The following is a 26,701-nucleotide window of genomic DNA, read 5'->3' as shown; positions in this document are numbered from 1 at the left end:
AGAGATTTTCCATGAGCGCCCCCACCGCCGACGCACTGATCCAACGCCTGAATTTACAGCCACATCCCGAGGGCGGATATTTTCGCCAGACATGGGTGGCAGAGGCCAAAGATGGCGCACGTCCGGCGGGAACCTGCATCTATTTCCTGCTGAAAGCGGGCGAAAACAGCCATTGGCACCGCGTTGATGCGGTCGAAATCTGGCACTACTACGCAGGGGCACCGCTGGTCCTGTCACTGTCCGAAACGGACAGAGGCCCGGCACGGGATGTGATGTTAGGGCCTGATTTTACACAGGACCAAGAGCCGCAACAGATTGTTCCAAAAGGGGTTTGGCAAGCCGCCCGCAGCACGGGCGACTATACGCTGGTGGGCTGTACGGTCTCGCCCGGTTTCCGGTTTGAGGGGTTTGAACTGGCCCCTCGCGGGTTTGACATCCCCGCGCCTGAGCTTCGGCGCGGGGGATCCGTCAGGAAAAACGCCAAAAAGCCGGAAGAAACGCCTGCGGGCCGAGAGGACGGGGAAAGTCGCGCCCTTTTTCCCCGCAACTTCTTTCCAAAGGTAAGGATTCCCGCACTAGCCCTAAACTGACGTTAGGTTAACTTAGTGTCAGTTAAAGAGTGCGGGAGCGTGTGGTGTGTTTGCCTGTCCCGATGGTTTGGTTGAGTAAGCGCTGGTCGGTCAGGACGGAATGGGGGGGTCCCGCCGCTCTGCCTGTCCGCCAGCCACGTTCCAAGACGACATTCCCCAGCCCCACACCAAAGATTGTGCTCAGACCTTCCGCACAAACGTCATTTTCCCAATAAATCCGCCCGCATATGCCGCAGCTGCATCCGCGCCTTTGGTCGGGTCGGTCGCAAGACCCGACCCACCATGGTCCCGATAGCCGCCCACGGTTGCTGCCCTCTAGGTTCAAAGTAAGAGGCGCACTGTGAAAGACCTGAGGGACACCTAAGGGGGAGACAGGACAAAAGCGCCTCGAACCGACTGGGAGGAAAGTCACATGAATCTTATCAACGCTTTGGCGATTTCTATCGGCGTGCTGGCGTCTGTCGCCACATATCTCTGCCTTGGGACCGGATTGGGTCTACAAGTTTGGGCGCTCTTTATTGGCTGGGGTGCCTATTATCACACCGGGGGCACCGCCTCCTCCATCGGCAAATGTGCCATCAATCACGCTTGGGGCGCGGTTGTCGCAACGGCCGCCTTGTTTGTTGTGGCAACGGTTGGCGGGTCTGTCGCCGTGACCTCAATCATCGTCGGCCTGTCGGTTGTGGTGCTTGTGCTGGGCGCGCATCTTCCGGCCTTGGCGACCATCCCGGCGGCGGTTTACGGCTATGCGGCAACGGCGGGCTTTGCGCTTTTGTCCGGCGTGGCGATTGGCGATCTGGCCGCCTCCGCGCAGGCCACAGTGATGGTCCTGGTGTCGATGATCATCGGCACGTTGTTTGGCTTTGTCTCTGAAAAGGGTGCGGGCCTGTTGACCGCAAAATCTGGCGCGACAGAAGCCGCCTAAAGCGATCTGAAAGGTAAGACACCCCCGTCCGGCGTGGATCGGGGGTGTTTTCGTGGCAAGCCCAGAGTTTATGGGCTGGATTTATGGGCTGGGCTTCGACACCCGTCCGCCGCCGATCGCCGCGCGCACCCCGGTGGTCGCGGGACATGAGGTCGGCAAACCGCGTTTGACGCGCATGGCGAGAAAGGCAAAGGCCTGAGCCTCCAACATATCCCCATCCAAACCAACCACTTCGACCGGAAGCACCGGGCACTCAAGATCACCGGCAACCCCGGCGGCGAGCATGGTCATCAAAGTCGTGTTGTGCCGCCCTCCGCCGGTGACATAAAGCGCGCTCGGCGGGGTTGGACAATGATCCATTGCCCGCGCAACACCGGCGGCGGCGAATGCGGTCAAAGTGGCGACAGCATCGGCGTCTGAGAGCGCCGAAACCGCATCAATGACGCCATGAAAATCATTCCGATCCAGAGACTTGGGTGGCATTTTGTAGAAATACGGAAGCTCCAGCCCTGCCGTCACGATGGCCATATCAGGCGTGCCCAAGGCGGCGAATGCGCCATTGGCATCATAGGCCATGCCGCGTCGTGCGCGCATCAGATCATTGACCGGAGCATTGGCCGGACCTGTATCAAAGGCCAGCAAAGCGCCGGGGCTTGCAGGATCGGCGATGCGCGGATCGACCCAAGTGAGATTGCCAACCCCACCCATATTAAGAAAAGCCACCGGGGATGTCGCGCCAATGTGGCGCGCTAAGGCATGATGGTAAAACGGCGCAAGCGGCGCGCCCTGCCCGCCCATGTCCACATCCGCACTGCGAAAATCCCAAACCACAGGCACGTCGAACAGCTCAGCCAAAACCGCGCCATCGCCTGCTTGATAGGTGCGGCCATGATCCGGGTCATGGGCCAGTGTTTGACCATGAAAGCCAATAAGATCAAACCCTTTGAGATTGGACAGGGCTTCAGCATGGGCGGTCTCTATCAACTCACACAGCTCCGTCGAGGCGGCCCAAAGCCCCAACTCGGCACGAAACAACGCCTGTTCCGGCTCGCTATAGGGGCGAAAATAACTGTCGCCAAACGCGAAAATCTCCACCCCATCGGTCAGAACCATGGCCACATCGACCCCATCCAACGAGGTGCCGGACATACATCCGGCCACCCAGATTGGCTCTGCTTTACTGATACCGCGCATGACACTCTTTCCCTTTGGCCTTTGCCCGGATATATCAGGCCGCGCTGACCCTTTGAACGGAAATGTGACCGATGACCTACCATCCTAAATCAGACTTTCTGCGTATCATCATGGAACGCGGGTTCCTGGCCGACTGCACCAACCTGCAAGAGCTGGACGATTATCTGAACAAAGGGATGGTCACCGCCTATATCGGCTATGACGCCACGGCGTCGTCCTTGCATGTCGGGCACCTGCTCAACATCATGTTGCTGCGCTGGTTCCAAAAGACCGGCAACCAACCGATCACCCTGATGGGCGGCGGCACCACCAAAGTGGGCGATCCCTCGTTTCGCGCCGATGAGCGGCCTTTGCTGACCTCTGAACAGATCGACGCCAATATCGACAGGATGCAGCGGGTGTTTGCACGCTACCTTGATTATAAGGACGAGGGGAAGGCCGCGCCCTCAAGTAGCGAAGCGGTAGGGCATAACAATGGCGCCTTGATGCGCAACAATGCCGAGTGGCTCGATCAGCTCAACTACCTTGAGTTCCTGCGCGACATCGGGCGGCATTTTTCGGTCAACCGGATGTTGTCGTTTGAGAGCGTGAAATCGCGTCTGGACCGGGAACAAAGCCTGTCCTTCCTCGAATTCAACTACATGATCCTTCAGGCCTATGATTTCCTGGAATTGAACCGCCGCTATGGCTGTTTGTTGCAGATGGGCGGATCGGATCAGTGGGGCAATATTGTCAACGGCATCGACCTGACCCGGCGCGTGCTGGACAATGAAATCTTTGGCCTGACCACACCGCTTTTGACCACGTCGGACGGTAAAAAGATGGGCAAATCCCAAGGCGGGGCGATTTGGTTGAACCCGGATATGTTGTCGCCCTATGAGTTCTGGCAATTCTGGCGCAACACCACGGATGCGGACACGGGACGGTTTTTGAAACTCTACACCGAATTGCCGGTGGAAGAATGTGATCGCCTTGGCGCGTTGGAAGGCTCTGACATCAACGCCGCGAAAATCATTTTGGCCAATGAGGTCACCACGCTTTTGCACGGCGCTGAGGCCGCAGCGGCGGCCGAGGCCACGGCACGCGAAGTGTTTGAAAAGGGCGGAATGGGCGATGACCTTCCGACTTTGGAACTGAGTGCAGAAGAGATTGGCGACGGGATTTCCATCGTGCAATTGTTTGTGCGCTCGGGGCTTGTGGGCACAGGCAAAGAGGCCAAACGCCTGTTTGCCGACAACGGTGCCAAGGTGAACGATACCGATCACAAGGACGCAGGTCTGTTGATCACCGCCGCCGATCTTGGCACGCCGCTGAAACTCTCTGCTGGCAAGAAACGCCACGCTTTGGTGACGTTGAAAGCCTGAAACACCGGTCGGATTTGACCATAAAACGAACACTCTGCCGCGCCCTTTTCCAACTGGGCGCGGCATTTTTATGCTTCACTCGAATGTGCACACAGACCGCATCACTGAAACTTGAATGCGATGGCGGCACAGGACATATTGGGTCTATGACCTGTTGCAAATCCTCTCACCGCGCCCAGATTGCGCTCACCTCTCTTTGGTTCGGCCTGTGCCTTGGCGCATCACTGACCGGCACCGCACGTGCGGAGTCTTGGTTGCTTGGCGAGGGTTGGGTGATGTTGGGTGCCACGGATGGGCTTGATCACAGTTCAAAGGACGAGGGCCTGACCTTCGGCGGCAATGGCACTTGGTCGACGCCCGGGGATGGCCTAGGCCTGAGCTTTGGTGCGTTTGGCAGTCTTGGACGCCTGCACGAGACCTACGCCGCTGTCACCTGGACAACCGCACAAGGGGAACGGTTTTCAGTTGGCAATCCGCGTCCGGCCTATGATCTCTTTGCCCGCCCCGCCCTCACCGATGTGTTTCTGTCGGCGGCCCTTGAACGCAGTGATATGGGCCTCAGCCGCGCCACGGATGGCACGATCACCGAGCAGAAATACCTGCCGCTTGGGGCCTCTTACACCCGCGACGGCGCGGCGATGTCGCTGCATTACATTGATGACTATGACGTCTACATCTTAGGTGTCGCCGGGCGTATGGATCTCTCCGATATGAGCGTCGAGGCCGCCCTTGAACTGGTCGATGGCGACAGGACCAAAGCCAATGCGAAACTGCAACTGAACCGCGACATTGGGCAAGGCGCGGCCTCAGCAGGCCTGTTTTATAGCGGGGCCAATGCGGCGGGCACGGAATTTGAGCTGGCCTATCGCCATCCGGTTGGGGCGCGTGTGACCCTGAGCGAGATCCTCTCTGTGCCGCTCTCGGACCCGGATCAAGCGCTTGTGGCGCTGGGGGCGCAGGTCGGGCTTGGCGAGGCATGGTCTTTGAATGCGGCGGCGTCCTATACGGACACGCAAAGCGCGTTTATGGCGGGATTGCGGTTCGAATTTTAAGCGGCTGCGCATATCAAAGGGCGCCCGAAAGCGCCCTTTGATCGTTTCAATTTTGTCTTGGCTCAATCGGTGACTTTGACCGATTTCATCACATCCGGTGCGCCGATCACGGCCCCGTTTGGACCTGTGCCGCGCTTGATCGCGTTGACCACATCCATCCCTTGGGTCACCTGACCAACCACCGTGTATTGACCATCAAGATGCGGCGCGGGAGCAAACATGATGAAGAACTGGGCATTGGCGCTGTTCGGGTTTTGCGACCGCGCCATGCCGACGACGCCGGTGTCAAAGCTTTTGTCGGAAAACTCGGCTTTCAAATCATCAAAATGCGACCCGCCACGTCCGGCCATCTGCATAGAAAAGCCGTCTTTGTCCATTTTGCCAAATTCGACATCTCCGGTCTGCGCCATGAAACCGTCGATCACGCGGTGAAACACCACATTGTCATAGGCACCTTCATTGGCCAGAGCGGTGATTTGAGCGACATGACCGGGGGCCACATCGTCGAACAGGTCGATATGAACCACGCCATTGGCCTCGCCTTCAACCGTGATGTCGAGACCCGTCGCAAAGCTCGGCGCGGCCACGCAAATGGCCAGAGCTGTCAGAGCGGATTTAAACATCGGCGGCCACCTTCATGGAGACCATGACATCGGGGTCGCGCGGCGGCTCGCCACGGGTGATTTTATCCACGGCGTCCATGCCCGAAATCACCCGACCATAGACCGTGTATTGGCGATTGAGGAAATGGTTGTCGGAAAAGTTGATGAAAAACTGCGAGTTGGCAGAGTTCGGGTTTTGGGCGCGGGCTGCACCGATGGTGCCGCGATCATGCGGAATACCGGAGAATTCGGCCTCAACATTGGGCAGATCGGACGCGCCCGTGCCAGCGCGACGCGGCTCGTAGTCTTTGGTTTTGTTGCCAAATTGCACATCGCCGGTTTGGGCCATGAATCCGTCAATCACGCGGTGGAACACAACGCCATCATAGGCACCGGAACGGGCCAGTTCTTTCATCCGGTCGCAATGTTTCGGCGCGATTTCAGGCATCAGCTCGATGACCACTTCGCCATTTTCAAGCGTCAGGATAATCGTGTTTTCGGGATCTTTAATTTCGGCCATGGAAGCCTCCTCACCATCATAAATTCAGCGCACTCTAAAGCGGCACGCGCGCGAGGGAAAGAGGCAAGAGTGCGCAGTGGGGTAACCCAGAGTTGACGAAAGCGTGTCTAAAGCGCAAACAAGGGCCAAAGATGCTGCAACCTCCCCGAAAGGACGCAAACATGGCATGGAAAACCCTCGACGACATGGATTTGGACGGCAAAGTGGTGCTCACACGGGTGGACATCAACGTCCCCTTTGAGGCGGGCCATGTCACCGACGCCACCCGGATCGAACGGATCAAACCAACGATCGACGATATTTTGGCCAAAGGCGGCAAACCTGTGTTGATGGCGCATTTTGGTCGCCCCAAAGGTCAGGTTGTCCCCGAGATGAGCCTTGGGTTGATCACGGATGCCGTGGCGAAAGTCTTGGGTGTGCCGGTGAAATTTTCCAGCGACTGCATTGGCGCCCCGGCGAAAACGGCGGTGGCCGAGCTTGGTGTGGGTGAGGTGCTTTTGCTGGAAAACACCCGATTCCATGAGGGTGAGACCAAGAATGATCCGCAATTCGCCGCCTCCCTGGCCGCTTTGGGCGATGTCTATGTCAATGACGCCTTCTCGGCCGCACACCGCGCTCATGCCTCGACCGAAGCCTTGGCAAAACTTCTACCCTGCTGCGCTGGTCGGTTGATGCAGGCGGAACTTTCCGCGCTTGAGGCCGCTTTGGCCACGCCGGAGCGTCCGGTGGTGGCTGTGGTCGGTGGGGCGAAAGTGTCCACCAAACTGGATTTGTTGGGAAATCTCGTGCGCAAGGTCGATTATCTCATCATCGGCGGCGGCATGGCCAACACATTTCTGGCCGCAGAGGGCGTCGATGTTGGCAAATCCTTGTGCGAACATGATCTGGCGGAAACCGCGCTTGAGATCGTGAAAAAGGCCGATGAGGCGGGGTGTGAGATTGTGTTGCCCATCGACGTGGTCGTGGCGCGCGAATTCAAAGCGAATGCGGCCAATGAGGTCGTTCCGGTGACAGAATGTCCGAGCGATGCAATGATTTTTGATGCCGGGCCATCGTCGGTCAAACGCATCAACGAGATCATTGACGAGGCAAAAACATTGATCATGAATGGCCCGCTGGGCGTGTTTGAATTGACCCCATTCCACACCGGCACCTTCGCGATGTTGGCGGAAATCGAGGCGCAGACCAAAGCCGGCAAGCTGATTTCGGTGGCCGGTGGCGGCGACACGGTGTCGGCGATCAACATGTCGGGTTCTGCCGATGGGTTCACCTATATTTCAACCGCAGGCGGCGCGTTCCTTGAGTGGATGGAAGGCAAAGCGCTTCCGGGGGTTGTGGCACTCGGTTAAACGTCCTGCATTCAACACATGACAAGGCCCGCTCGGATGATCCGGGGGGCCTTTTTTCGTTTGGGGGCTGTTGTGAGATTGCATGGCGACGATGTGGCCCTCTGTTGCTCCAAATCAAATCCTTTGCCTGCAAAAACGCCTAGGGTGTGACGCGATGGGGCCGTGAGCGCAATCATCCAAAATGTTAGCGCCACCACGATTGCGACAAACCGCAGGGCACGGTAACCCGGAGCAAGACCCGCAGCCTCCCCTTTGATGAGGGGCCAAGTGAGCAACGAGTGAGCCAAAAGAGGATACAGATGTCTATTGAACAAATGACCGCCAAGATGAGCGAAGGCCAAGGCTTTATTGCAGCACTGGACCAATCGGGTGGCTCGACACCCAAGGCGCTGAAACTCTATGGCGTTGAGGAAAGCGATTATAACGGCGAAGCGGAAATGTTTGACGCGGTGCATGCGATGCGGTCGCGGATCATGCAATCTCCGGCGTTTACCGGCGAAAAAGTGATCGGTGCGATCCTGTTTGAAATGACGATGGACCGCGATGTGGCGGGCAAACCGACCTCGCATTACCTTTGGGAAGAAAAGGGCGTTGTGCCGTTTTTGAAAATCGACAAAGGGCTTGAGTCCGAGGAAAATGGCGTTCAATTGATGAAGCCGATGCCGGGTCTGGACGACCTTTTGGCGCGCGCGTTCAAATTGGGCGTGTTTGGCACCAAAGAGCGCTCAGTGATCAATGCCGCCAACCCGGCTGGGATCAAAGCGGTTGTGGCGCAGCAATTTGAGATCGGCGAGCAAGTGATTGCCGCGGGTCTGATGCCAATCCTTGAGCCAGAAGTGACCATCACCATTGCGGATAAGGCCGAGGCCGAAGCGATCCTGCGTGACGAAATTCTGGCCCATCTCGACGCTTTGGATGAGAGCAAAAAGGTGATGTTGAAGCTGTCGCTGCCCACCGTGGCGAATTTCTACAAACCGCTGGTCGATCACCCGCGTGTTTTGAAGGTTGTGGCCCTCTCAGGCGGCTATTCCCGCGATGACGCCAACGCCATCCTGAGCCAAAACACCGGCATGATCGCGTCCTTCTCGCGCGCTCTGTCCGAAGGCTTGAACGCCAAACAAAGCGACGCGGAGTTTGACGCCATGCTGCAGGTAGCCGTGGACAGCATCCACGCCGCCTCCATCGCCGGCTGAGCCCGCCTCTATAACAAGACAGCAAAGCGCTCCATTCTGGGGCGATTTGTTTTTGAGAGCTTTTTTCCGCCGATGATTCGTTTTTGGGATTCACACAGCGAATCACTTGTGTCATAAGAGAGTTACGGAGCGACCCAACCAATGAGGTGGCCCGTTTTGAGGCAGTACCGGTGCCAAAAGCACCTATCATACAAAGGCAAGAAGCCTATCATGGCTCATCCGCGCAAACGTCCGTCGCTGGCCGTACTTTTGTACACTGGCGTGATTGTCACCTTGGGTGGCTATTTCACTTTTGCCTCCGTGCAGGGTGAATACGGGCTCTTTCGCCGCCTGCAAATCGAGGCTGAATTGTCGGATTTGCAGACGGTGAGCGGCCAACTTGACGCCGATCTGGCGGTGATGCGCAATAAAACGATGCGCCTGTCAGACAGCTATCTTGATCTTGACCTTCTGGACGAACAGGCCCGCGATATTTTGGGCTATCTGCGTTCGGATGAGATCGTCATTCGCTAAGCCAATGCCGGACCCAAAGGCGGATCACCAAGGACACACGAGCAAAACGAGTCCCGACATGAAAACCACGTTTCCGACCCGACTGACGCGCCGCTCCAAATTGGGATTTGCGGCCCTTTTGCTTGGCGCACTCATGGCGTGCAGCGGCGGAGGCACTCCACCACGCGACCCCGAAAACGCCTGTTCGATTTTCAAAGAACGGCCGCATTATCGGCAGGCACTCAAAGCGTCAGAACGCAAATGGGGCGTCGCAATTCCGGTGCAAATGGCGTTGATTTATCAAGAATCCACCTTTCGCGCGACGGCCCGCCCGCCCAAGCGCTATGCCCTTGGTATCATCCCCAAAGGCCGCGCCAGCTCGGCACGCGGCTATGCGCAGGCGCTCGACGGAACATGGGACGAGTATCGCGATGGACCGGGGCGCGCGGGCGCAAGCCGGAGCAACATCCGAGACGCCGCCGATTTCATCGGTTGGTATGTCAGCGGCAACAACTCCGCCCTTGGCATTTCAAACAGCGACGCCCGCAACAGCTATCTGGCCTATCACGAAGGCCGAACGGGCTACCGTCGCGGCACTCACCTGAGCAAATCCTGGCTTTTGAGTACTGCCGACGCGGTCGCTGTGCGCGCAGCGCGCTATGAGGCACAGCTTATAAGCTGTCGCTAAGGCCACCAGACATAGCCATCCCCCAGACAAAGCCATTCCTTAGGTGCATAGCTGCATCCCAAATTGCAACTCAAAAAACCCGTGCATTCGTGACGTTGCGTCTGTATCATATAGTTTAACACTAAACTATATGTCGGACTTTGGAGGAGGAGGCCATATGGCAACCCGGAAATCAGCATCCACGCCGGCGAGCAAAGCGAACGTCTCAAAAGACGAATTGCTCGCCTATTACAAGGATATGCTTCTTATTCGCCGTTTTGAAGAAAAGGCTGGCCAATTGTATGGCATGGGCCTGATCGGCGGTTTTTGTCACCTCTACATCGGCCAAGAGGCGGTTGTGGTTGGGCTTGAGGCCGCAACCAAAGAGGGCGACAAACGCATCACCTCGTATCGTGACCACGGCCATATGTTGGCCTGCGGCATGGACCCGAAAGGGGTGATGGCCGAATTGACCGGGCGCGAAGGCGGTTATTCCAAAGGCAAAGGCGGCTCCATGCATATGTTCTCGAAGGAGAAGCATTTCTATGGCGGCCATGGCATTGTCGGCGCACAAGTGCCGCTGGGTGCGGGGCTGGCCTTTTCCGACAAATACAAAGGCAATGACAATGTGACCTTCGCCTATTTTGGCGATGGCGCAGCGAACCAAGGTCAGGTTGCTGAGACCTATAACATGGCCGAAATTTGGGATTTGCCGGTGATTTTCGTCATCGAAAACAACCAATACGCCATGGGCACCTCGACCCAACGCTCGACCAAATCGCCAAGCTATTGGGGTCGCGGAGCAGCCTACGGGATCGAAGGCGAAGAGGTCGACGGCATGGATGTTTTGGCGGTCAAAGACGCCTCAGAGCGCGCCGTGGCGCATTGCCGCGCAGGCAAAGGCCCCTACATTCTTGAAGTCAAAACCTATCGCTATCGTGGCCACTCGATGTCCGACCCGGCGAAATACCGGACCCGCGAAGAGGTCCAAAAGATGCGTGAAGAGCGCGATCCGATTGAGGCCGTGCGGTCCATTCTGTTGACCGGCAACCACGCCACGGAAGACGATCTCAAAGCCATCGACAAAGACATCAAAGCGGTGGTGAACGCCTCTGCTGAGTTCGCGAAAGAAAGCCCGGAACCGGCGCTGAGCGAACTTTGGACTGACATTTATGCGGATGAAATTCCGCAGCATGACGCCTGATTTGGGAGGATAGACGACAATGGCTACCGAACTGCTGATGCCCGCGCTGTCTCCAACCATGGAGGAAGGCACGCTTGCGAAATGGCTCGTCAAAGAGGGGGACACAGTGTCCTCCGGCGACATTATCGCGGAAATTGAAACCGACAAGGCAACGATGGAATTCGAAGCCGTGGACGAAGGGATCATGGGGAAAATCCTGATCGCGGAAGGCACGGAGGGTGTGAAAGTGAACACCCCGATCGCGATCCTCGTGGAAGAGGGCGAAGACGCCTCCGACCTGTCTGCCTCTGCCCCGTCTGAAGAGGCGGCACCGGTTGAGGCTGCGGCCCCTGCCCCGACCAAAGCGCCCGCCAAGGCCGCCGCACCGATTGTATCGAAAGCGGTTGAGCCGGATTACCCGGCTGGCACGGAGATGAAACAACAAACGGTGCGCGAAGCCTTGCGTGACGCGATGTCCGAAGAGATGCGTCGCGACGACAGCGTGTTTTTGATGGGCGAAGAGGTGGCCGAATACCAAGGCGCCTATAAAATCTCCCAAGGCATGTTGGACGAGTTTGGTTCGAAACGCATCATCGACACGCCAATCACCGAGCACGGCTTTGCCGGGATCGCAACGGGCGCGGCCTTTGGTGGCTTGCGGCCGATCGTTGAATTCATGACCTTTAACTTTGCAATGCAGGCGATTGATCACCTGATCAACTCTGCCGCCAAGACGCTATATATGTCTGGCGGTCAGATGGGCGCACCGATGGTGTTTCGGGGTCCGAACGGTGCAGCCGCTCGTGTGGGCGCACAGCACTCGCAATGTTATGCCGCATGGTATGCGCATATTCCGGGTCTGAAAGTGGTCATGCCTTACTCGGCAGCCGACTATAAAGGCCTGATGAAAACCGCGATCCGCGATCCGAACCCGGTGATCTTTCTCGAAAACGAAATCCTTTATGGGAAGTCGTTTGAAGTGCCGGTGATGGACGATTTCACCATCCCGTTCGGCAAGGCGCGGATTTGGCGCGAGGGCACGGATGTGACCATCGTCTCCTTTGGCATCGGCATGACCTATGCGTTGGAAGCCGCCGACAAACTGGCCGAAGAGGGCATCTCCGCCGAGGTCATCGACCTGCGCACCCTGCGCCCGATCGACTATGACACGGTGATTGCCTCGGTGATGAAGACCAACCGCTGCGTGACCGTCGAAGAAGGCTTCCCAGTGGGCTCCATCGGCAATCACATCTCGTCTGTGATCATGCAAAAGGCGTTTGATTATCTCGACGCGCCGGTGATCACCTGTGCGGGCAAAGATGTGCCAATGCCCTACGCCGCCAATTTGGAAAAACTCGCGCTTGTGACCACGGCTGACGTGATCCAGGCCGTCAAAGACGTCACCTACCGTTAAGGAGAAAAGACAATGGCAATTGAACTACTTATGCCCGCGCTCTCCCCGACGATGGAGGAAGGCACTTTGGCGAAATGGTTGGTCAAAGAGGGCGACACGGTCACCTCTGGCGATGTGATCGCAGAGATCGAAACCGACAAGGCGACGATGGAATTCGAGGCGGTGGACGAAGGTGTCATCGGCAAGATCCTTGTGTCAGAAGGCACTGAGGGCGTGAAGGTCAATGTGGCCATCGCGATCCTGTTGGAAGAGGGCGAAGACGCCTCTGCGATGGGCAACATGGGGGCGGCTCCCGCCCCTGCCGCGGCGACAGAAACGGCTCCGGCGGAGGCTCCGAAGGCAGAGGTCAGTGCTGCGGCCCCTGCCCCGGCAGCTCCGGTTGCGGCCTCCGGCGAGCGCATCTTTGCCTCACCTTTGGCGCGTCGGATTGCGGCGCAAAAGGGTCTCGATCTGGCCACCATGAGCGGATCTGGCCCGAAAGGCCGGATCGTGAAAGCCGATGTTGAAAACGCCACGGCGGCACCGAAAGCGGAGGCTCCGAAAGCCTCCGCAACCACCGAGGCCGCCCCTGCGAAAGCGGCTCCAACGGGTCCGACCGCCGATATGGTTGCGAAGATGTACGCGGATCGCGACTACGAGGAGATCAAACTCGACGGCATGCGCAAAACCATTGCCGCGCGTTTGACCGAAGCGAAACAGACCATCCCGCATTTCTACCTGCGCCGCGACATCAAACTCGACGCATTGCTGAAATTCCGCGCTGAGTTGAACCATCAGCTCACCGGCAAGGGTGTGAAACTTTCGGTCAATGATTTCATCATCAAAGCCGTCGCCAATGCGCTGCAAGAGGTCCCCGAGGCCAACGCCGTTTGGGCTGGTGATCGTGTGTTGCAGATGAAGTCGTCAGATGTGGCTGTGGCTGTGGCAATTGAGGGTGGGCTGTTCACGCCGGTGCTCAGAGACTCCGACATGAAATCCCTTTCAGCGCTCTCGAAAGAGATGAAGGACCTCGCCCACCGAGCCCGCGACCGCAAGCTCGCGCCGCATGAATACCAAGGGGGGTCGTTCGCAATCTCCAACCTCGGCATGTTCGGCATCGACAATTTCGACGCCATCGTGAACCCGCCGCATGCGGGCATTTTGGCTGTCGGCGCAGGTGTGAAAAAGCCGGTTGTGGGCGAAGATGGCGAGTTGACAGTTGCGACCGTGATGAGCGTGACGATGTCTGTGGATCACCGGGTGATTGACGGGGCTTTGGGGGCGAATTTGCTCAAAGCCATCGTTGATAATCTTGAGAATCCGGTGGCGATGCTGGCGTAAGTGAACGCGCGGCGAAGACAGTTCACCGCGCATTTACGACACCTTCATGGCACACAAAACATGGCACACAAAAACGCCCCGCCGGACATGTCCAGCGGGGCGTTTTTTATTTAGGATTGAATAAAGTTTATTTGTCGCGCGCGCCGATGAGTTGGTTCATCGACACCGACGGTTGCGAACAGCCCGCCTCGCCCACGACTTTGGCCGGAACACCCGCAACCGTGGTGGCGGGCGGGACGTCGGCCAAGACAACGGAACCAGCAGCGATGCGCGAGCAGCAACCGATTTTGATGTTGCCGAGCACTTTGGCACCAGCGCCGATCAGGACGCCATCGCCGATTTTCGGATGACGGTCTTCGTCCTCTTTGCCGGTGCCGCCCAAGGTCACGTCATGCAGGATCGACACATTGTCGCCAATGACGGCAGTTTCGCCAAAGACCAGAGAATGCGCGTGATCGAGGAACAGGCCTTTGCCGATGCGACAAGCGGGATGGATGTCGACGGAAAATTGTTCGGACATCCGCATTTGGAAGAAATAGGCCAGATCACGGCGACCTTCGCGCCAGAGCCAATTGGCAACGCGGTGGGCCTGAATGGCTTGGAATCCTTTGAAATAAAGCAAAGGTTGGATGTAACGATGACAGGCCGGATCACGCTCATAAACGGCGGAGATATCGGCGCGTGCGGAGTCAGCCAAGGACGGGTCAGAGGCATAGGCAGCGTCAGCAATTTCGCGGATGAGCTGTTCGGACATCTCGCCAGAGGCCATTTTTTGCGCGATGCGATAGGCCAAAGCGGCCTCAAGCGTTTCGTGATGCAGGATACAGGCATGCACCATCCCGCCCAACAGAGGCTCTGCGTCCACGGCCTGACGGGCCTCGGAAACGATTTGGGTCCAAACAGGATCGAGTTTGGACAGGTGCGTGCGTGTTTTGGCCATGCGCTTTTCCTCTTTTGAGAGAGCTTACTATAGATAGGCGGGATTCTAAAAGAACAAGAGTGTGATTGGGGGAAACGATGTGCATTTGGGGCGCGCAAACACGAAAAGCCCCGCGCCGAGAACGGCACGGGGCATAAAATACGCTATGGTCTTAGATTATTCCGAAGGCAGCGTGAACTGCACGCAATGGATGGCCAAACGGAGTGTGCCTCCCGTGAAATCACCGCCTTCGGCCGTGAGAACGAGGTCTTCACTGGAATAATAGGTCAAAGGTGTGCCGGTCAGGCCACGAAGCCAGCTGCCTTGAGCGGGCGACAGACCGGAGCCATAGCGGTTTGTGGACCCGGAAACGCCCAAAGAAAACCCGGTGAGGCCAGAGCCCGTGATATCAGAAAGCACGCGGCCGGTGACGCCATACACCACGGATTGCCCCGGAATGGCGTAAGCGGCGTTGGATGTTGGACCAGAGGAAAGGGCATGATCCACTTCGATCACCTTGGACACCATGCCCGCGCCGTTGGCAGAGAGGGTTTGCATGCCAAGCACCCAACCGGCCCCATTGTGTCCCGCCCAACCGTTCTGATCGGCAACATAGGCACGCATCCCCAAGGTGGTGGGCACAAAAGCCCAGCCGCCGTTGATGTACAGCGCAATCATTCCCTCTTGCCCAGCCCAGGCGTTGACGGCAGCCGCCCCTACCCCGTAGGCCTCCCCCTCTTGCGGCGTCAGCGGTGGCGTGTTGAGGGTGACCGATTGGAGCGTGAGTTGCAGCAACCCATCAATCCGGGTCAGCGCCTCGTTTACGGTTACATGTTTTTGCGCTTGCGACGCTTGCAACAGCGGCAATTCAAAACGGGATGTATCACTCATTGATCTCGATCCTTTGGAAGAGGCCCGGTCCATAACTTTCAGACATCTGGGCAACATGGATTTCATAAGCGCCGGTCACACCGTCGCTGGTTTTTTGGCTGGCGGAGTAGGTCCAGTTTGGAGACACCACGACAGTTTCACGCAGAATGGCCCCGCCCTGAACGACCCTCACGACGTAAAGCTCGGAGACCTCGCCAAGGGGCACTTCAACCGATTGCCAACTGTCGCCATCAATCCGTGTGCGCCGGACCCAAGTCAGCTCCGTATCGCCCGAAAGGGTCAACCGTGCTTTGAGATGCGCCGGAGCATAGGGGCGCAGGCCGACCCCATCGAAGGCTTCGACCAAATGCTGATAGCTTGGATCATCATAGCCACGTTGAGATGGACCAATCCGATAATGACGCGCCAAACCACGTGCCGATTGGGCAATGTCGATTTGTCGAAGCGCCGAGTTCAACAGGACAAAGCGAGATCCCGCAGGCCAGCTTGCCATAAGGCCGTCGGTCCCCACCTGTCCCCGCAACCGCAAAGATAGATCGTAGGTTTGCGGCGCAACCAATTCTGCGGTGGCGAATTGGAACACTTCCCAGTTGCCAGACGATCCATCGCCAATCGCCGCAACATTGGCCCCGTTCAAAACATCGACGAGATCGACCGAGGTCAGCTCTCCTTTGGTCAGCTTCACCCGCAAAGCGGCCCCCCGGTCCCAAACCGCCGGAGCTGCACTCTCAAGTGCCGTTTGCGTCACCCCAATGGTGGCCCAAGTTGGCAACAACGTGTTCAACTCATAACCACTGTCTGATGCCGACGCATAGACCGCTGCAGACCCCGGCCAAGGGTTCGCCGTAACAGCAACATACGGCGCATGAGGCGTTTCATCCCCCGTCAAAAGCGGAAGATCCAAGAACAATGGATAGACCGGTACAGGGGCCGAAAACGGCTTGGCCTCAATGATTTCTTCGACCGCATCAGAGGGCACGTAGATTTCTTGCTCGACCCGCACCGCTTCGATCTGTTGCAGATCGCCAAAGGTGGCGTGATCGACCCGATACCGCAATGCGCCGTCTGCTGTGGTCACAGTGATTACATCCCCCGCACCATGTGAAAACAGCGATGGAGGAAGCGAAAACCGGGCCGTATCTCGTGCCACGCGCGACTCCGCCAACCACCGTTCCACAACCTGCCGCCCCTCTGAGCGTGTGAGTGCCAAAGGCAATTCAGACTGGGACACAAGTCGGCTTTGTTCATCCGGGAACATGGCCTCTTCGGCGCGGGCCGCATAATCCCCATCCGCATCGACAAAGGTGAGTTTCACCCGGCCTGCTACCTCCGCTTCGGGGGCGCGGGTCCGTTCCAGAACGCCGGCCAATTCATCGGAGACCGCCATTTGATCTTCGCTCAACTCAACCTTTGCCTTGCCGTCACGAGACCGGAAAATGAGTTGGCCTTCGCGTTCGATGGCCTCAAACCCATAGGCCAGCATAAGCGGCTGCAAGGCTGAGCGAGCTCCCGAGATATCGCTAACGCTATAGCCGCGCAAAACGCCCCAAAGCTCACTCACGTCAAGCTCATAAACACCTGAACGCGCACAGATTTCGGTCACAACATCGGCCAGAGACCGCGAGGTGCTGCGACCGTTCAACCAATGTCCTCTGGCGTAATTATCACCATCACTCCATACCGAAGTCACCGAGGGAAATGCCGGGTACGGCCTGCCGTCCCAAGCCCAAACATGGGCCCGACTCATGTCGATCATTGCGCCTTCGTAGATGTCAGACATCGGGTTATGGCTCTCATCCTTCCAGTAGTCAGTCATCGCCCGGACATACTGAAGCTGAATGAAATCATCCCGGCGCCCGGAAGAATACTTCGGCAGTGAGCTTTCGGAAGATTTCGCATCCAAAAACTTGTTGGGCTGGTTGGTCGCCTTATCAATCGCGGCACAGCCCATTTCCGTGAACCAAATCGGCTTGGACTCTGGCACCCACGCCGTTGGTGTCTCATTGCGCACGCCGCCCACCCGTTCGTGGTGATCGTTCTGCCACCATCCCCGAATGTCCTTATACCGCCAAACCCACTCTTCACCGTAGGCACCATCTACAATCGGAGTACGGATTTGCGCCTTATCGTGCTCATCAAACGCATAATACCAGTCATACCCCTCGCCGCCTTCAATATTGGCCTTGAGGTAGTCAAGATTATAGATCGAACCAAAATCGGCATCGGCATGATCATCACCATCGCGCCAATCGGACAGCGGCATATAATTGTCGATCCCGATGAAATCGATGTTTGCATCCGCCCAAAGCGGATCAAGATTGAAATACAGATTGCCGTCCGCTTGATGGCCAAAATATTCAGACCAATCCGCCGCATAGCCGATTTTACACTCAGCTCCAAGGATGCCACGCACGTCTGCGGCAAGCTGGACCAAGGCGTCAACGGCAGGAAAACCAGCCACACCACGAATGCGCGTCAGAGACCGCATCTCGGAACCAATACAAAACGCCTCAACCCCACCTGCCAACGCACATAGATGCGCATAATGCAGGATCATCCGGCGATACGAAAACTCGGCTGGCCCCGTGTAAGACACGGTTGATCCCGAGGCTGAGAAATCCGTCGCCTGCGCGATCCCAAAAAACGCAGCGACTTCGGCATCCGCAGAGGCAGTGCCATCTGTGGTCCCCGAAATGCCGGGTGCCAAAGACGTGGTAATACGCCCGCGCCATGGCAGTGCCGGCTGTTCAAGCTCCCCGGTCCATGGATCAACCATACCATTGCCTGCAAGCTGGTCCATCAGGATAAACGGATAGAACATGACCTCCTGCTCGGCATCGTGCAGCGCATGAATGGCCTGAACCACGGACTGGTCCGTCGGCGTCCCACCATATACAGACCGATCATCAGCATCACGCGGCACGAGGGTTGCGGAGCCACGCGACACCCCAGATACAGACCACGGCATGTTCGACGCATCCGCCTCCGCTTGCTCCACCTTTGGCTGTAGCTGACACGATCCACAGCGCAAATCATCCCCGAACCACGACACCACAAGCGACGTCGACTGACACGACTTCAACTCCTGCGACATTGCTGTCAAAGAGGTTGTGAAATCGGGTTGACCTGAGGCGGAATTGACGTTGGACGCGGCGACATCCCCCGCGCCGCCTTGCAAATACACAGGCGTCGTCGCCAACGCGTATTCCCCCGTCCCAGGGATCATCGCAACGGCTTCGACCAAATGGGTCAAATCGCTCTTTTGCCCCACAGCCTGATCTGGACGCATCACCTCAAACGTAAACTGCGGCACCCTGTTACCAAATGCCGTCAGATCGACATCTTCGAGCACAACATACGCAATCCCACGATATGCAGGCACGTTTCCCGCACCTTCCACGGCTTCCATTTTTGGGTCGGGAAGCTGATCTTGCGTGCCCGCGTAAACACGCATGTTCAACGTGCTGACATCAATCTCACTGCCATCGGCCCAAACCCGGCCAACACGAGAAATTTCACCTTCACAGAGGGCAACCGCCAAAGACACAGAATAGCTATACTGCTTGACTGTGGGGGCACTTGGGGCTCCTTTGCCTCCGCCACCTGATGTGGCGACATTTTCCTGAAATTCGGTTGCCCAGATCACCTGTCCGCCAACGCGCATTCGCCCGTAAATCTGCGCAACAGGCGCTCCCTCTGAGGCCCCCGTCAGGCGAAACCGTTCCACTCGGCCGGTTTCCACAGTCTGGCTCCCCACGCCCATAAGACGTTGGTCGATCGCACGCCCAAGCGTGGCCCCGATCGCGCGACCAATGACCACCGAAGACAGGCCAAAGACACCTCCGCCAACAGAAGCCCCAATCGCTGCACCCGCAGCCGAAAGTACAATAGTTGCCATTACTTATCTCCCTTAGATGGGAATGAAAAACAGGCCACAACACGCCTGCGCCATGGTGTACTCAGCGCATTCTCGATGACCCCGTGGCCGGAATAGGCATGAATAAAAGAGGGGCGTTCACCCACCCGTCCAACGATGCCAAGATGCTTGGCCACAGCGCCATCGCGCATTCGAAACAAAAGCACATCACCTACAGCCATCTCGCTCACCGGCTTGGCAATGAGGTGCTGTTGCGCCGCATCCAAAAGCCGCTCTTCGTTTTGCGGCTCGCTCCAATCTTTCGTGTATGGCGGGATCATTTCAGGCTCTTCGCCATAAACCTCGCGCCAAATTCCACGCAATAACCCAAGACAATCCGTTCCCGCCCCCTTGCAGGAAGCTTGATGTCGATAGGGCGTTCCAAGCCAGCCACGGGCACGATCTGCAATCGTCAAATCCATCATTCTAGCCCCCAAAAATCGGAGAGCTTATGTCGCCAAATATCGAACTGCGGCTGCCACCATCGTTTGGCTTGCCTTGGATCGGATAGCTGGCCAACCAATCTTCGCCCGGAATATGAGGAAAACCGCGAAAGTTCGGAAAGTTGTCAAACTTCAGCCGACATGTCGCCGCACGCCGATCACACCCCGCTTCAATCCGAATGACATCCCCGGGGAGGATCTCGGCTCTGAGCTCTTCCCAGAGTTCGATTGTACGCCCATCCGCGGACAGGCGATCATTCTTGATCACCCCCACAAGGGTTGTCGCTGCACCCGTTTGAACAATCAAACGCCCGCGCTCGAACCAACGGTCATCAAATCCCTCAAAGGTGGAAAACGAAAAAAGTTTCGCTTTTTCAACGCGTTCCACCGCAACTTCGGAAAAATAGCCTGGCTGATTGAGGTTAAACCCACAGCCTTCTCCGCCCAGAATTGCGGAACAACCAGGTTGATAGATCCGCCCTTGCGGCTGGTTGAGTTCCTCGGTCAAGCCGCGCAATTCCGCACGAAATCCCCCCGAAACCCGGGTGATCTCGCCAAAGGTCCCTCTAAACAACAGCACGCGCTGGTCCACATCCGCCCAGTTCACAAGCCAAGAGCGCACCTGAGCTCCGTCAAAACGCCCGGCACGAATGTCGCTTTCCTGAACTGACGCCGAAGTCAGCGCGCCCAACGCCTCAGTGTTATCCACAGAAAGGCCAGTGGATTGTTCCAGCGCGTTGGCCGTAAGTCCCGTATCCGCTTTAAAAACAAGCCCTTCAAAACTCAAATCATTGTCATGATCGGTAAACCCATAGGTTTCACCATCGCGACGCACCAAAACCCAAGCACGACACAGCGTGGTCGTCCCACTGGCCAAATGCGTTTGTAGATCTTCTGGAAAAGCCATCAGACTCGCACCTCCACAATTGGCACATTGGGCACTTCGCCCGCCTGGAATGACGCAACAGAGGTCGCGATCCGGTTGGTGTCAAACCGTACAGGCACGTCAAATTCATACCCGGCACTCACCGCCGCGTTCTCCGCCGGCGGCGTGGCAAAGGTGATCATCCCCGTCAGGGTATCCACCTCCCAATCAATCGCTTCAAAAAGCTCCTGACCTTGCACGCCCGCTTTGACAGTGCCCAACACTGGCTTTTTCACCGGGCGGACGTAAACGGCATCCCCTGACTGATAGTTCTTGGTAAGTTGGAATTGCGTGGTTTCGCCATCGCCATAAGCGACAATCTGATCCTCAAACCCAATGGCATCAGAGGCCCGACAGGTCTTATAGTCCGACCAATCTTTCCACCGAAACCCAAAGAGTTGCCCTTGCCGCGCCTCAAAAAACGCGATGAGCAATTCGATATCATCCAAGGACCGCATCCCAAGCCCCGCGTCATACCGCCGACGGGAATGTGCCCATGGGGTGTTGCGTTCTTCAAACCCGTTTGCCAGCGTCACAACATCGGTGCGCCGCTCCGGTCCCCCAACGGACCCAAAGCTCAGGTTCGCCGGAAATCTCACATCATGAAAACCCATAGGTGTTCCCCTCCATTCGAATGGCGGTTGAGGCCGGTCCCGGCCCGTATTGCGTTATTGATTGCGTTGCCCACGGCCCAGCGCGCGGCTGAGCTGTGCGGCCACTTGGCTTTGGCTGCGCTGAAAGCCTGCGACATCCGGCGTGGTGATGTTCATCGTAATATTAACCGGACTGCCCGATCCGGAGGCTTGAACGCCCAATTTGCCATTGGCCCCGCGTGTCAGCGGCATGATCGCTTCCGCCCCCGCTTCGCCCATAAGGCCCGTGCCACCGCGCATTGGGAAATAGGTCGGGCTGGACACAACGCCGCCCTTGGCAAAGGGCATCACATTGCCCTGTGCAAAAGCCCCGCCTTTTTCAAACGGCATGAGACCTTGAATGATACTCTCAAGACCGGAGCCCAACACAGAGCCCACGTGGCTCGTCACCGGCCTCAATGCCGCATTGTAAGCCGCATCCAACATCGACGTACCAACGCCCTTGAGCGCCTGTGCCAGCGTGTCGCCATCAAAGACCAAACCATCAATCGCCTTTTTCAACCCACGGGATATCCCGCGTTCAAGCACGGAGATCTCGCGCTGGGTCTCGGCCACCGTTGCCTGTAACCGCACCATCTCTTGGTTAAAAGCTGCCGCCATCGCCTCGGCACCGCCAATGGCGCTTTCCATCTGCGTGACCTTATCTTCAAAGGCGTCAAGGCCATTTACATCTGTGCCATTGATCTCAGCCATCGTCTTGCCCTTTCATTACGCCTTCATCAGGGAAGGCTTTGGCCAATTCATCGAGCCGGGTGCGCCCCATTGGGGCCGTGCCACTTCCTGTGCCCAACATCAGCAACAGTTCGGCAGGCGTCAGTCGCCAGAATTCATCGGGTTTTAACCCAAGTCCCCGGATGCCGAGCCGCATCAGCGCCGGCCAATCGAAACCGCCCTTATCTGTCATCAGGCTCATGGAGACCCCCTCAACCCGGCACCATGAAGGCTCGCGTGATCAGCTCTGCGCCAACCCGCGCCGCCTCAAGCGGCCCGCCTTCGATCTCTGCCGTCAGAATATCGTCATAGCGCCCCTTCCAGCCGCCGCCGCGTAGACCCGCAACAACAACACGCAGCACATCTGCGGACGAAAACCGTCCCGCTTCATAGCGCTCGACCAACTCCACCAACGTATCCGTTTGCAGACCTGCCTCGAGTTCCGCCAACGCCCCAAGCGTGAGCTTCAGGACATGGCGTTCACCATCAAGCGTCAGCGCCACTTCACCTTGAAAGGGGTTTGCCATGACTTACACCGCCGTAAAGGTCAGCTGACTGGCCGACGACATCGCCAATTCATATGTGGCCTCGCCATTATACGAGCCGGCGTATTCAATCGAAGTCAGCTGAAACGCCCCTTCGACAACGCCAAAATTCGGGATGATCACCTGAAAATTGGGCACTTCACCGTCAAAGAAAATCTGGCGGGCCCGTTCATCCGTGCTTTGGTCTTTGAACACACCAGAGCCCGAAATCGTCGCGCTCTTCACCCCAGCACCCCCAAGCAGTTCGCGCCAGCCGCCGGAGCTTTCCAACGAGGTCACGTCCACACTTTCGGCGTTGAAGGAAATCCGCGTGGCCCGCAGCCCCGCAATGGTTTCGAAAGAGCCGGAACCCGTCATGTCCAGCTTGATGAGAAGGTCTTTGCCGTTTTGAGCAGCCATTTTCGTGTACTCCGTCTTGGAATAATCAGTTGTCTTCAACCCGCGCGCGGAATTTCAAATCAATCCTGCGCACATCACTGTCCTGAACGCGCCGGGCCTTGGCCGACACGAAATAGAGCCCAACGAGCACGCCGCGGCTCAGCGTGAGATCCGCATCGACAAGCACGTCGGAAATGGCCGTGGCCACCTGTTTTGCCGTCAAAAAACCCGCCGTATCCGCCACCACGGACACCGTGAATTCGTGGCGCGCCCCCGCTCCGGTTTTGTCAGACGCATCTGTCACGTCCTCCGGGCCAAGGCTCACATACAAAGCGGGCAATGTGCCGGTCGGGGCCGCATCGTAAATCGCACTGCCCACCATCCCCGTCAGCGTCGGATCGGCCACAAGCGCCTGATACACCGCTGTCTGCAAAGCTGCCGCAACACCGTAGCTCATGACGCCACCTCCTCACGTGCATTGCAGGTCAGGTAATGCCCCTGTGGATCAAGCTCTGTCACCGAGAGGATGCGAAACATCCGCCCGCCTTCGACAAATCGCTGATCGGGTTTCGGACGTCGGGGCGATCCAACCGGGGCGCCCCGCACGATGATCTTCATCGGCACCCGGCTCACGGTCAGAAAATCTTCCGAGGTCTCAGACCCCGTTCCCGACTGAATGGACGCCCAAAGCGTGCCAACCTGCGCCCAAGTTTCGACATAGCCACCCGCCCCGTCAGAGACCCGGTTGGCCTCTTCCAAAACAAGTTTGCGGTTGAGATGAACGACCGCCGCCATCACAGACGCCCTCCAAACAGACGCATGTTGCGATACCGCTCAAGCAGGGCATTCACACCAAAAGGCATGGTCGCCTCACCCACCGCCGTCTCATGACGATGTTCGTAGTAATGCGCCGCCAAAAGCATCACGGCCTGTGCAATATCCGCAGGCAAATCGCCCCAGACGCTTGCAAACCCGGCCGTAAATTCGATCCGCGCTTGTCCGGCGACCGGGATCTGCGGCAACACGAACCCCGTCGACACAAGCCGCGGGCGGTGCATATCCTGCTCCAGCACATATTTGGCCGGATCAATCGTGGTTTCCACGCCCAAACGATCCGTAATCACAAAGGCCGTAATCGCACTGACCGGAGCCACAGGAAGCCCCTGTGCGCCAAGATCACGCCACGCCGAGAGCGTATAGGTGTAGTCGCGGGTGATCAGAACCTTGTTGGTCCGCGCCTCGACAGCCGCCATCGCCGCCCGTAGGAACGTCTCAAGGACCCCGTCCTGAACCCCATCATCGCCGAACCCGGTGCCCAGTCTCAAATGATCTTTGAATTCAGCGACCGGCAATGCCGCGCTTGGCACCTGGGTCTGCTCCATTAACATCATGGTACATCTCCGTTTCCGGGTCCCCCTGGTTGCAGTGAGTATGGATGCGCATCCCCCCTTGTTGCTCGGACGGAGGGGGAGCAGCTAGACAACACGGGCTTTATGGGGCGCGCATCCATTGCCCATGACCTCACCGGTGCGGTGCGGCCATGGGCACGTCTTCAAACGATCTTAGGAGACCGAGAACTTCAGCAACTTGATCGCTGCAAAGTCAGACACATCACCGCCCACGCGCTTGGTGGCATAGAACAGCACATGCGGTTTGGCCGAGAACGGATCGCGCAGGATGCGTACGTCCGGGCGTTCGGCAACAGTGTAGCCAGAGGCAAAATCACCAAAGGCAATCGCAGCCGCATCAGAGGCAATGTCCGACATGTCTTCTGCGATCAGAACCGGGTAGCCCATCAAACGCGCTGGTTCACCCGCCGCCAAACTGTCAGACCACAAGAAACGGCCATCCGCATCTTTGAGCTTGCGCACTTGGCCTGCGGTTTTCGAGTTCATCACAAAAGTGCCGTTGGCGCGGTACTGTGCGCCAAGCGCATAGACCAGCTCCACAATCGCATCTGCCGGATTGGTCGGATCAAATGCACCGTCAGTGCCTGTGGCGACATAGCCAAGGCTGCCCCAGGCCCAGCTGTCGTTGGCCACTTGTGCATGGGCCAAAAAGCCGGTCGGTTTATCCAGGCCGTCACCGTTGATAAAGGCCGAGGCCTCAGCGCTGGCGAATTTGTCAGCGATACGACCAGCAAGCCAAGCGTCAATGTCAAACGCAGAGTCGTCCAACAGACGCTGAGAGGCTTTCGGCAAAGCCGACAACTCAAACAGCGGGATCGAAATACGATCAATGGTCGGCGTGGAGGTTTCGCCCACAGCGCCGGTTTCCGTAACCCAACCGGAGCCAATATCCGTGGTGTCGATCAGCACATCATACGAGGTCGCCTCGACATTCACCACAGTCGCGATGGACCGGATAGAGGCGGTGGATTTCAACACCGATTTGATCACATCGGAGGTCTGCGGATCCACAAGATAGCCACCGTCGCCATTGATGGCGGTGGACATGGATTTCCCTTCGAGGGCAACGCCACGCAACGCGTCATCATCGCCATTGCGGACATAGGTCACAAAAGCCGATTTGTGGGACATGTCCACATCACGCGCTGCGGACAAGGCCGGACGGCCAAAGGTGTGGGATTTACGATCAAGCATGGTCAGTCGCTCTTCCTGTTCTTGAAGCTTCGATTTAATTTCAGTTTGAAAGTCTTTGAGATCACTTACGAATTCGGCCAGCGCGGTCTTCACCTCATTGGCCGGTCCGGTCCCAACATGGGCCCCGGTTTGGGCACCGCTTTGGCCCCCCTTATAGGCCGAGGTCTCGGACATACCGGTCCCGGCCTGAAAGCCGCCTTGGGCCTTCGTCTCGGTTTTGCTCATCCAAACAATCCTTCGTTGTTGTGTTGGGTATCGCGGGTGACTGCGCTGGCGTTAGCTCTCGCTGGCCAGCTGCTTGCGGGCACTGCTAAAAGCGTCCGCAAGGTCACGCAGCATCGCCTCGGTCGCAAACGGGTCATCCCCCTTTGCCTCCGCGCTCAACCGCGCTTCGGGAAGCATCGGGAATGTCACCAAAGACACCTCCCAAAGCTCCAGTTCGGACAAAAGGCGTGCGCCTTTCGCGTCCTTTTGCGCCTTCACGGTGCGGTATCCGATCGACAATCCGTCAATCGCCCCCGCCTCGATCAACGCCACCGCTTCGCGACCTCTTGCAACGTCGGTCAGCAGGCGTCCTTTGACATAGAGACCGCGCGCGTCCTCACGCACCTCGTCCCAAATGCCGATGGGCTGGCTCGGATCATGCTGCCACAGCATCTTTACCGAACGGCCCTTCGATTTCAGCGCCTTGAGAGAATTGGCGTAGGCCCCTTTCAAAACGACATCGCCGCCTTGATCTGTCAGCCCAAAGAACGAAGCATAGCCTTCGATCTCAACCCCATCCGTCACCACAATATCTTCGCCCAATCGGCTAAACTTGTGCTCAAGACCGCCTTGAAACTCCTTGTTCAT

28 protein-coding genes and 1 pseudogene are annotated in these 26,701 nt (G+C 57.6%); 11 read left to right on the top strand and 18 right to left on the bottom strand.

The annotated features are described in order from the left end of the window. Positions 1-11 precede the first annotated feature (11 nt). A pseudogene (locus DA792_RS06510) lies at positions 12-440 on the top strand (cupin domain-containing protein); the annotation flags it as partial. Between the two features lie 562 nt (positions 441-1,002). Further along, complete coding sequence (locus DA792_RS06505) at positions 1,003-1,515, top strand: DUF1097 domain-containing protein (RefSeq protein ID WP_107719163.1); 513 nt, start codon at positions 1,003-1,005, stop codon at positions 1,513-1,515. An 81-nt stretch (positions 1,516-1,596) separates the two neighbouring features. On the opposite strand, the gene DA792_RS06500 is transcribed toward DA792_RS06505, so the two are convergent. Further along, positions 1,597-2,709 carry an anhydro-N-acetylmuramic acid kinase gene (locus tag DA792_RS06500; RefSeq protein ID WP_107719161.1) on the bottom strand — a complete coding sequence of 371 codons (1,113 nt, stop codon included), beginning with the start codon at positions 2,707-2,709 and terminating at the stop codon, positions 1,597-1,599. A 71-nt stretch (positions 2,710-2,780) separates the two neighbouring features. On the opposite strand from DA792_RS06500, the gene tyrS reads away from it, so the two are divergent. Together tyrS and DA792_RS06490 are read left to right on the top strand one after the other, a co-directional pair. After that, on the top strand, positions 2,781-4,073 hold the full coding sequence (tyrS, locus tag DA792_RS06495) for a tyrosine--tRNA ligase (RefSeq protein WP_107719159.1): 1,293 nt from the start codon (positions 2,781-2,783) through the stop codon (positions 4,071-4,073). A gap of 146 nt (positions 4,074-4,219) precedes the next feature. Continuing rightward, entirely contained in the window at positions 4,220-5,125 is a 906-nt protein-coding gene (locus DA792_RS06490) for a hypothetical protein (RefSeq protein WP_107719157.1), read from the top strand. A gap of 62 nt (positions 5,126-5,187) precedes the next feature. Here the strand turns inward: DA792_RS06490 and DA792_RS06485 are convergent, their stop codons facing one another. Together DA792_RS06485 and DA792_RS06480 are read right to left on the bottom strand one after the other, a co-directional pair. Continuing rightward, positions 5,188-5,748, bottom strand: coding sequence for a peptidylprolyl isomerase (locus DA792_RS06485; protein ID WP_107719155.1), 561 nt, complete (start codon positions 5,746-5,748; stop codon positions 5,188-5,190). After that, positions 5,741-6,247, bottom strand: coding sequence for a peptidylprolyl isomerase (locus tag DA792_RS06480; RefSeq protein ID WP_009571360.1), 507 nt, complete (start codon positions 6,245-6,247; stop codon positions 5,741-5,743). The genes DA792_RS06485 and DA792_RS06480 overlap by 8 nt, the downstream gene beginning before the upstream one ends. Positions 6,248-6,408: 161 nt before the next feature. Between DA792_RS06480 and DA792_RS06475 the strand changes: the two genes are divergently transcribed. The 7 genes from DA792_RS06475 (at position 6,409) to DA792_RS06445 (ending at position 13,865) form a co-directional block, all read left to right on the top strand. Continuing rightward, the gene (locus DA792_RS06475; RefSeq protein ID WP_107719153.1) at positions 6,409-7,596 is read left to right on the top strand and encodes a phosphoglycerate kinase; all 1,188 of its coding nucleotides are present in this window, start codon (positions 6,409-6,411) and stop codon (positions 7,594-7,596) included. A gap of 299 nt (positions 7,597-7,895) precedes the next feature. Then, positions 7,896-8,789 carry a fructose bisphosphate aldolase gene (locus DA792_RS06470; RefSeq protein WP_107719151.1) on the top strand — a complete coding sequence of 298 codons (894 nt, stop codon included), beginning with the start codon at positions 7,896-7,898 and terminating at the stop codon, positions 8,787-8,789. Positions 8,790-8,999: 210 nt separating this feature from the next. Further along, complete coding sequence (locus DA792_RS06465; protein ID WP_107719148.1) at positions 9,000-9,302, top strand: FtsB family cell division protein; 303 nt, start codon at positions 9,000-9,002, stop codon at positions 9,300-9,302. Between the two features lie 58 nt (positions 9,303-9,360). Continuing rightward, complete coding sequence (locus tag DA792_RS06460; RefSeq protein WP_107719146.1) at positions 9,361-9,969, top strand: lytic transglycosylase; 609 nt, start codon at positions 9,361-9,363, stop codon at positions 9,967-9,969. A gap of 157 nt (positions 9,970-10,126) precedes the next feature. Continuing rightward, the gene (pdhA, locus tag DA792_RS06455; RefSeq protein ID WP_107719143.1) at positions 10,127-11,152 is read left to right on the top strand and encodes a pyruvate dehydrogenase (acetyl-transferring) E1 component subunit alpha; all 1,026 of its coding nucleotides are present in this window, start codon (positions 10,127-10,129) and stop codon (positions 11,150-11,152) included. A gap of 19 nt (positions 11,153-11,171) precedes the next feature. Next, positions 11,172-12,545, top strand: coding sequence for a pyruvate dehydrogenase complex E1 component subunit beta (locus DA792_RS06450; protein ID WP_107719141.1), 1,374 nt, complete (start codon positions 11,172-11,174; stop codon positions 12,543-12,545). Positions 12,546-12,557: 12 nt separating this feature from the next. Continuing rightward, the gene (locus DA792_RS06445; RefSeq protein ID WP_107719139.1) at positions 12,558-13,865 is read left to right on the top strand and encodes a pyruvate dehydrogenase complex dihydrolipoamide acetyltransferase; all 1,308 of its coding nucleotides are present in this window, start codon (positions 12,558-12,560) and stop codon (positions 13,863-13,865) included. A gap of 127 nt (positions 13,866-13,992) precedes the next feature. On the opposite strand, the gene cysE is transcribed toward DA792_RS06445, so the two are convergent. The 15 genes from cysE to DA792_RS06370 all read right to left on the bottom strand — a co-directional run bounded on the left by cysE (position 13,993) and on the right by DA792_RS06370 (position 26,701). Next, on the bottom strand, positions 13,993-14,805 hold the full coding sequence (gene cysE / locus DA792_RS06440; protein WP_107719137.1) for a serine O-acetyltransferase: 813 nt from the start codon (positions 14,803-14,805) through the stop codon (positions 13,993-13,995). 156 nt (positions 14,806-14,961) lie between these two features. Beyond that, positions 14,962-15,675, bottom strand: coding sequence for a DUF2793 domain-containing protein (locus DA792_RS06435; RefSeq protein ID WP_159075187.1), 714 nt, complete (start codon positions 15,673-15,675; stop codon positions 14,962-14,964). Then, positions 15,668-19,573, bottom strand: a complete 3,906-nt coding sequence (locus tag DA792_RS06430) for a baseplate multidomain protein megatron (protein WP_107719133.1) — start codon at positions 19,571-19,573, stop codon at positions 15,668-15,670. The genes DA792_RS06435 and DA792_RS06430 overlap by 8 nt, the downstream gene beginning before the upstream one ends. Beyond that, complete coding sequence (locus tag DA792_RS06425; protein WP_107722587.1) at positions 19,573-20,013, bottom strand: NlpC/P60 family protein; 441 nt, start codon at positions 20,011-20,013, stop codon at positions 19,573-19,575. The genes DA792_RS06430 and DA792_RS06425 overlap by 1 nt, the downstream gene beginning before the upstream one ends. Positions 20,014-20,017: 4 nt before the next feature. Continuing rightward, complete coding sequence (locus DA792_RS06420) at positions 20,018-20,941, bottom strand: DUF2163 domain-containing protein (RefSeq protein WP_107719131.1); 924 nt, start codon at positions 20,939-20,941, stop codon at positions 20,018-20,020. Continuing rightward, the gene (locus tag DA792_RS06415; protein WP_107719129.1) at positions 20,941-21,573 is read right to left on the bottom strand and encodes a DUF2460 domain-containing protein; all 633 of its coding nucleotides are present in this window, start codon (positions 21,571-21,573) and stop codon (positions 20,941-20,943) included. Before DA792_RS06415 ends, DA792_RS06420 begins: the two co-directional genes overlap by 1 nt. A 54-nt stretch (positions 21,574-21,627) precedes the next feature. Next, positions 21,628-22,305, bottom strand: coding sequence for a phage tail tape measure protein (locus DA792_RS06410; protein ID WP_107719127.1), 678 nt, complete (start codon positions 22,303-22,305; stop codon positions 21,628-21,630). Then, a complete protein-coding gene (locus DA792_RS06405; protein WP_107719125.1) occupies positions 22,298-22,525 on the bottom strand; it encodes a rcc01693 family protein in 228 nt (75 codons plus the stop codon). The genes DA792_RS06410 and DA792_RS06405 overlap by 8 nt, the downstream gene beginning before the upstream one ends. 10 nt (positions 22,526-22,535) lie before the next feature. Further along, positions 22,536-22,850 carry a gene transfer agent family protein gene (locus DA792_RS06400; RefSeq protein WP_009571377.1) on the bottom strand — a complete coding sequence of 105 codons (315 nt, stop codon included), beginning with the start codon at positions 22,848-22,850 and terminating at the stop codon, positions 22,536-22,538. A gap of 3 nt (positions 22,851-22,853) precedes the next feature. Continuing rightward, complete coding sequence (locus tag DA792_RS06395; protein WP_107719123.1) at positions 22,854-23,267, bottom strand: phage major tail protein, TP901-1 family; 414 nt, start codon at positions 23,265-23,267, stop codon at positions 22,854-22,856. A gap of 25 nt (positions 23,268-23,292) precedes the next feature. Continuing rightward, entirely contained in the window at positions 23,293-23,703 is a 411-nt protein-coding gene (locus DA792_RS06390) for a DUF3168 domain-containing protein (protein ID WP_107719121.1), read from the bottom strand. Further along, complete coding sequence (locus tag DA792_RS06385) at positions 23,700-24,041, bottom strand: head-tail adaptor protein (protein WP_107719118.1); 342 nt, start codon at positions 24,039-24,041, stop codon at positions 23,700-23,702. The genes DA792_RS06390 and DA792_RS06385 overlap by 4 nt, the downstream gene beginning before the upstream one ends. Beyond that, entirely contained in the window at positions 24,041-24,637 is a 597-nt protein-coding gene (locus tag DA792_RS06380) for a head-tail connector protein (RefSeq protein ID WP_107719116.1), read from the bottom strand. Before DA792_RS06380 ends, DA792_RS06385 begins: the two co-directional genes overlap by 1 nt. Before the next feature lie 171 nt (positions 24,638-24,808). Next, positions 24,809-26,023, bottom strand: coding sequence for a phage major capsid protein (locus tag DA792_RS06375; RefSeq protein ID WP_417268436.1), 1,215 nt, complete (start codon positions 26,021-26,023; stop codon positions 24,809-24,811). Between the two features lie 102 nt (positions 26,024-26,125). Further along, the gene (locus DA792_RS06370) at positions 26,126-26,701 is read right to left on the bottom strand and encodes an HK97 family phage prohead protease (protein ID WP_107719112.1); all 576 of its coding nucleotides are present in this window, start codon (positions 26,699-26,701) and stop codon (positions 26,126-26,128) included.

It is taken from the genome of Celeribacter baekdonensis, assembly GCF_003047105.1.
In the GTDB taxonomy this organism is placed as follows: domain Bacteria; phylum Pseudomonadota; class Alphaproteobacteria; order Rhodobacterales; family Rhodobacteraceae; genus Celeribacter; species Celeribacter baekdonensis_B.
The sequence above is the reverse complement of the archived record's forward strand: the minus strand, read 5'-3'. Positions and strand labels throughout refer to the sequence as shown.